Origin of the sequence: Pseudonocardia sp. SID8383 (assembly GCF_009864975.1) — a bacterium.
Classification (GTDB): Bacteria; Actinomycetota; Actinomycetes; order Mycobacteriales; family Pseudonocardiaceae; genus Pseudonocardia; species Pseudonocardia alni.
On the sequence record NZ_WWFY01000592.1, the window covers coordinates 1 to 5,518 of the forward strand.

The following is a 5,518-nucleotide window of genomic DNA, read 5'->3' on the forward strand; positions in this document are numbered from 1 at the left end:
AGCCCGCCGCGGTGCGCGCCGACCCGCAGGCGGTGTCGCGCATCCTCGCCAACCTGCTGGACAACGCCCGCCGGCACACCCCCGACGGCGGGCGGATCGAGGTCGTCACCCGGACCGACCGGGCGGCCGGGACCGTGTCGGTCTCGGTGCGCAACACCGGCACCCCGATCGCCGACGGCGACCGCGAGCGCGTCTTCGACCGGCTCGTCCGGCTCCAGGACGCCCGCGACCGGGACAGCGGCGGCGCCGGGCTCGGCCTCGCGATCGCCCGCGGCCTGGCCCGCGCGCACGGTGGCGACCTCACCTGCCCACCCGACGACGACGGCGCGACCTTCGTCCTCACCCTGCCCGTGACGGGCCCCGACGGCCCCGGCGGACTACCGTCGTGACGTCACGCAACCGTCAGTCCGACCCCGTCCGATCCGGGAGGCCGCGGTGACCGAGGAACCGCGGATCCCCCGGGGTCTGGTGATCGCGTCGAGCCTGGCCTGGCGCGGTCTTCTCGTCGCGACCGCCGTCGCCGTCGTGCTGTGGCTGATCGCGCAGCTCGCGGTGCTGGTCGTGCCGGTGGTTCTCGCGCTGATCCTGGCCGCGCTGCTCGCACCGGTGGCCCGGATCGTGAACCGGGTCCCGCTGGTTCCCCGCGGTCTGGCGACGGGTGTCGTCGTCGCGGGCGGGCTGGCGGTGGCGGTCGGGGTGCTGTGGTGGGCGGTCGCGGCGTTCCTCGACGGGCTGCCGAGCCTGTCGGCGAGCATCGGGGAGACGGTCGTCGCGCTGCGGGACCGGCTGGCCGGGCCGCCGTTCCGGCTCGACGACACCCAGCTCTCGGCCGTCTTCCAGTCGCTGCTCGACACCTTGGCGCGCAACCAGGCCGCGCTGGCGAACAACGTGATCGGCGCCCTGGGGACCGCGGGCGAGCTGGCCGCCGAGACCCTGCTGATGCTGTTCGTGTTGATCTTCCTGATCCACGACGGTGCGCGTATCTGGCGGTTCGTCCTCGGCGCGGTCCCGCAGCACGTACGGCGGAGGGCCGACGTCGCGGGCCGGCGGGCGTTCGCGTCGCTGGTCGGCTACACCCGGGCGACGGTCGTCGTGGCCGCCGTCGACGCGGTGACCGCGGCGGTCGGCCTGTGGGTGATCGGGGTTCCGCTGGTCGTCCCGTTGGCCACGCTGATCTTCTTCGGCGCGTTCGTCCCGACCGTCGGCGCCGTCGTCACCGGGATCGTGGCGGTGCTCGTCGCGCTCGCCTCCGGGGGCTGGGTGGACGCGCTGCTCGTGATCGGCCTGCTCCTGATCGTGCAGAACGTCGAGGGCTACATCCTGCAGCCGCTGTTGCTGGGCCGGTCGGTACGGCTGCACCCGCTCGCGGTGGTGCTGCCGATCAGCGCCGGGCTGATCGTCGGCGGGGTGCCCGGGGCACTGCTCGCGGTGCCGCTGGTCACCCTCGCCGACGCCGGTGTCCGCTCACTGCGCCGGCCCGGCGACGGGACGCTGCGCGACGCGGGCACCGTCGACCCGCTGGACCCGCGTTCGGCGCGGCCGCTGCGCGGCGAGGGCCCCGGGCCCGTCGCGCTCCCCGGTCCCGTCTGATCCGCAACCCGGATCCGGGTTTCGAGACACGGCACACCTTCGCAGGTCAGCGCGGTTTGTCCGGGAAGGCGATCGGCTATCCCCGGAGTGCCTCGCTCGACGAACGGAGGACGACGTCATGTCATCGATCGGGTCCGACGCACGCCGGCTGAACGGGTTGCACCGGATCAGCAGCCTGCTCGTCGGGATCATGCTCCTGGTGTTCGGGGTGCTGGGCTTCACGAACAACCTCGACTTCTTCTCCACCACCGGGTCGCCGGTGCTGGGGCTGTCCACGAACCTGCTGCTGTCGACCGTGTCGGTGGTCGTCGGCGCGGTGCTGGTCGGCGCCGCCGTCCGGGGCGGCCGGTTCGCCTCGACGGTCAGTGTGACCGTCGGCGCGCTGTTCCTGCTGTCCGGTGTGGTCAACGTGCTGCTCATCGGCACGCCGTACAACCTGCTGGCGTTCCGGATGCCGAACGTCGTGTTCAGCCTGCTCGTGGGCCTGGTGATGCTGGTCCTCGGCGCGTACGGGCGGTTCAGCGGCCGGCTGCCGTCGGACAACCCCTACGCGGCGGAGCAGAAGCACGTCGTCGACGCCGAGGGTGGCGACGACCGCGACCAGCGGCTGCCCGCCGGCGCCGCCGACATCGCCGCGGCCCGCTCCCTGGCCGACACCGAGCGGCTCGTCGCGAACGGTGGCGGGACCGAGGAGCAGCGCCGCATGCTCGCCGAGGTCGACGCCATCCGCGACACCGGTGAGCGCCGCGACGCGTGGAAGGCCCGCACCGAGCGCGGCGGCGCACCGGCGTGACCGGCCGCCGCACGGCACCGGGCCGAGACACCGCACCGGTGCCGCCCGGCGTCGCGCCCGAGCCGGTCACCCCGGACCCGCCCGCCCCGGTCCGGCACCCGCTGCTGCACCAGTACTGGGCCGACGTGGTGTTCCTGCACTGGCGGGCCGACCCCGCCGCGGTGGCGCCGCTGCTGCCACCCCGGACCCGTCCGGACACCCACGACGGCGTCACCTGGGTCGGGCTCATCCACTTCCGGATGCGGCGGCTGGGCTTCGGCCCGCTGCCCGGGCTGCCCTGGCTCGGCAGCTTCGCCGAGACCAACGTCCGGCTGTACTCGGTGGACGACGAGGGTCGCCGGGGCGTGGTGTTCCGTTCGCTCGACGCCGACCGGATGCTGCCCGTGCTCGCCGCGCGGGGTGTCGCGGCCCTGCCCTACGACTGGTCGCCGTCGACGGTGTCCGGGCGGGTCGCCGAGGGCGAGGAGATCGCCTACTCCTGCACACGCCGCTTCCCCGGCCCGCGCGGGGTCTCCGCACGGACCCGGGTCCGCACCGGCGCCCCGCTGGCCGCACCCGGGGAACTCGAGCACTTCCTCACCGCACGCTGGGCACTGCACACCCGGCGTCCGCTGGGCACCGTCCGATGGCGCAACGACCACCCGCGCTGGCCGCTCCACCACGCCGAGCTGCTCGACCTCGACGAGAACCTGGTCGCCGCGGCCGGTGCCGCGCCGCCGTCGGGCCCCCCGGACAGCGTCCTCGCCTCACCCGGTCTGCCCGTCCGGTTCGGCGGCTGGCGCCGAGTCCGCGAGCACCGGTGAGGGGCACGCATCGCCGCCCCCGCGCCGCGCGCCCCGGATGAGGGACTGTCGCGTACGCGGTACGGTAGGGCGTTCCGCGCCCCGGCCTCCCCGGGCGCCGACGACCGGCCCGCCAGGGGCCAGGAGCTGATGTGACCGAACTGGAGCCGACGACCGGCGACGCGACCGTGCTACCGGACGCGTCGCCCGTGGTCGACCGGCGCTGGGCCGACGCGCCGTGCGCCGCGCTCACCGTCGGCGCCGACGGCACCGTGCTGCAGGCCAACGGCGCAGCACGCGCGCTCCTCCCCCGGGCCCGTACCGGGGACCCGCTGTCGCGGGTCGCCCCGTGGCTGGCCACCGCGGGTCGCGCCGACCGCGGCGTCCCCACCGCGTTCTCCGACATCGTCGACGGTCGCGCGCTGGAGGCCCAGCCCGTCCAGCACGAGGACGGCTCGGTCACCTGGTGGCTGATCGACGTCACCGACGTCCGGTCCATCCGCGACGAGCTGCACCTGGAGCAGGCCCGCGCCGCTTTCCTGTCCGAGGCCTCGGCCGCGCTCCTGGGCTCGCTGAACCTGGGCCGCTGCATGGAGGTCACCGCCCAGCTCGCCGTGAGCAGACTGGCCGACGGGGCGCTCGTGATGACCCCGGGCACCCGCGGGCAGTTCCAGGTCGTCGACGCCGTCACCGACGGCCCCGTCCGGCACCGGACACTGCGCATCGACCCGGACGAGGTCCCCGGCCTGGCCGAGGCCCTGCAGGGCTTCCCGCCGGTGCCGTCGCGCTGGATCGACCCCGCCGTCGCCCCCGCCTGGGTGACGCCGGACGGGTTCGGCGAGGTCGGCTCGATCGTCGTCACCCCGCTGCCGGGGCACGGCATCCCGGCCGGCGCCATCGTGCTCTTGCGCCGCGCCGACACCGGGCCGTTCAGCGAGGGTGAGGAGGCGACCGCCCGCGAGTTCGCCGCCCGGTCCGGTCTCGCGATGTCCGCGGCCCGCATGTTCGCCCAGCAGGCCTCGATCACCGAGACCCTGATGCGCGACCTGCTGCCGCCGTCGCTGCAGCACGTCTCCGGGGTCGAGTTCGCCGGCGGCTACCGGCCCGCGCAGGACTCCGAGCGGGTCGGCGGCGACTTCTACGACGTCCACCCCGGCGCGGAGGGCTCCGACGAGACCCTCGCCGTGCTCGGGGACGTGTGCGGCAAGGGCCTCGAGGCCGCCGTGCTCACCGGCAAGATCCGCAGCGCGGTGCACGCGCTGCTGCCGATGGCCGACGACCACCTGCGCCTGCTGCACCTGCTCAACAATGCGCTGCTCTCCGACGACCACGCCCGCTTCGTGACGCTGGTGCTGGCGTCGGTGTCGCGCAGCGGGGCCGACGTGCGCCTGCGGATCACCTGCGCCGGCCACCCGCCGCCGCTGATCATCCGCGCCGACGGCCGCGTCGAGGAGGCCGCGACGCTCGGCACGCTGATCGGGGCGCTGCCCGAGATCCACTCGTCGACCTGGGAGACCCGGCTCGGGCCCGGCGAGACCTGCCTGATGTTCACCGACGGCATCACCGAGGCCCAGGGCGGCCCGCTCGGGCGCGACCAGTTCGGCGAGGAACGCCTGCGCCGCGCGGCCGCCGAGTGCGCCGGGATGCCGGCCGAGGCCGTCGTCGAACGGGTGCAGATGCTCGCCACCGAGTGGGTGGGGCGCAACTCCCACGACGACATGGCCGTCCTCGCGGTCACCGCTCCGCGCGGCCGGCACCTCACCGCGGTGGGTGGTTCGGGCCGGGGCAGGTACACCGCATGACGGCCGGGCGCTACACCGACCTGCTCTGGGGCGCGGTGCTGCGCGGCGACGAGTACAGCGCGGTCGACGTCGTCGTCGACGCGCTGCGGGACGGCCTGGAGCCGGAGGCCGTGCTGCTCGAGGTGATCGGCGCGGTGCAGCAGCGGGTCGGGCTCGAGTGGGCGGCCAACCGCCTCTCCGTCGCCCAGGAGCACGCCGCGACCGCGATCAACGAGCGCGTGATCAGCACGCTGTCGCTGACCAGCGGGCGGCGCGGCGGAGGGCGCGGGCGGGTGACCGTGGCCTGCGTCGACGGCGAGTGGCACGCGCTGCCCGCCCGGCTGCTGGCCGAGGTGCTGCGGCTGCGCGGGTTCACCGTCGACTACCTGGGCGCGCAGGTCCCCGCGGCGCACCTGGTCACCCACCTGCACCGGACCGGCCCGGACGCGGTGGCGCTGTCCTCGTCGATCGCGACCCGGCTGCCGACCGCGCACGCGACGATCACGGCCTGCCAGGCCGCGGGTGTCCCGGTGATCGTCGGCGGGCGGGCGTTCGGCACGGACGGCCGCTAC

The 5,518-nt window shown here is 75.2% G+C and carries 6 protein-coding genes; all 6 read left to right on the forward strand.

Annotated features, from left to right (window positions below; all coding sequences use genetic code 11):
* The coding region (locus GTW08_RS14510; protein ID WP_161152057.1) for a sensor histidine kinase at positions 1-389 on the forward strand (389 nt) is incomplete at its 5' end.
* 46 nt (positions 390-435) lie between these two features.
* Positions 436-1,590, forward strand: coding sequence for an AI-2E family transporter (locus GTW08_RS14515; RefSeq protein ID WP_073575897.1), 1,155 nt, complete (start codon positions 436-438; stop codon positions 1,588-1,590).
* Positions 1,591-1,708: 118 nt separating this feature from the next.
* Positions 1,709-2,383 carry a DUF4383 domain-containing protein gene (locus GTW08_RS14520; protein ID WP_100879393.1) on the forward strand — a complete coding sequence of 225 codons (675 nt, stop codon included), beginning with the start codon at positions 1,709-1,711 and terminating at the stop codon, positions 2,381-2,383.
* Positions 2,384-2,421: 38 nt separating this feature from the next.
* Positions 2,422-3,186: a DUF2071 domain-containing protein gene (locus GTW08_RS14525; protein ID WP_161152058.1), complete on the forward strand. Its 765-nt coding sequence runs from the start codon at positions 2,422-2,424 to the stop codon at positions 3,184-3,186.
* 131 nt (positions 3,187-3,317) lie between these two features.
* A complete protein-coding gene (locus GTW08_RS14530; protein WP_346009908.1) occupies positions 3,318-4,967 on the forward strand; it encodes a PP2C family protein-serine/threonine phosphatase in 1,650 nt (549 codons plus the stop codon).
* Positions 4,964-5,518 (forward strand): cobalamin B12-binding domain-containing protein (locus GTW08_RS14535; protein ID WP_202417177.1); only part of this gene is annotated, 555 nt, incomplete at its 3' end. The genes GTW08_RS14530 and GTW08_RS14535, both read left to right, overlap by 4 nt.

What these genes read in the sequence shown, in the direction of transcription:
- GTW08_RS14520 (WP_100879393.1), top strand. Translation starts at nt 1,709, where the DNA reads ATGTCATCGATCGGGTCCGACGCACGCCGGCTGAACGGGTTGCACCGG.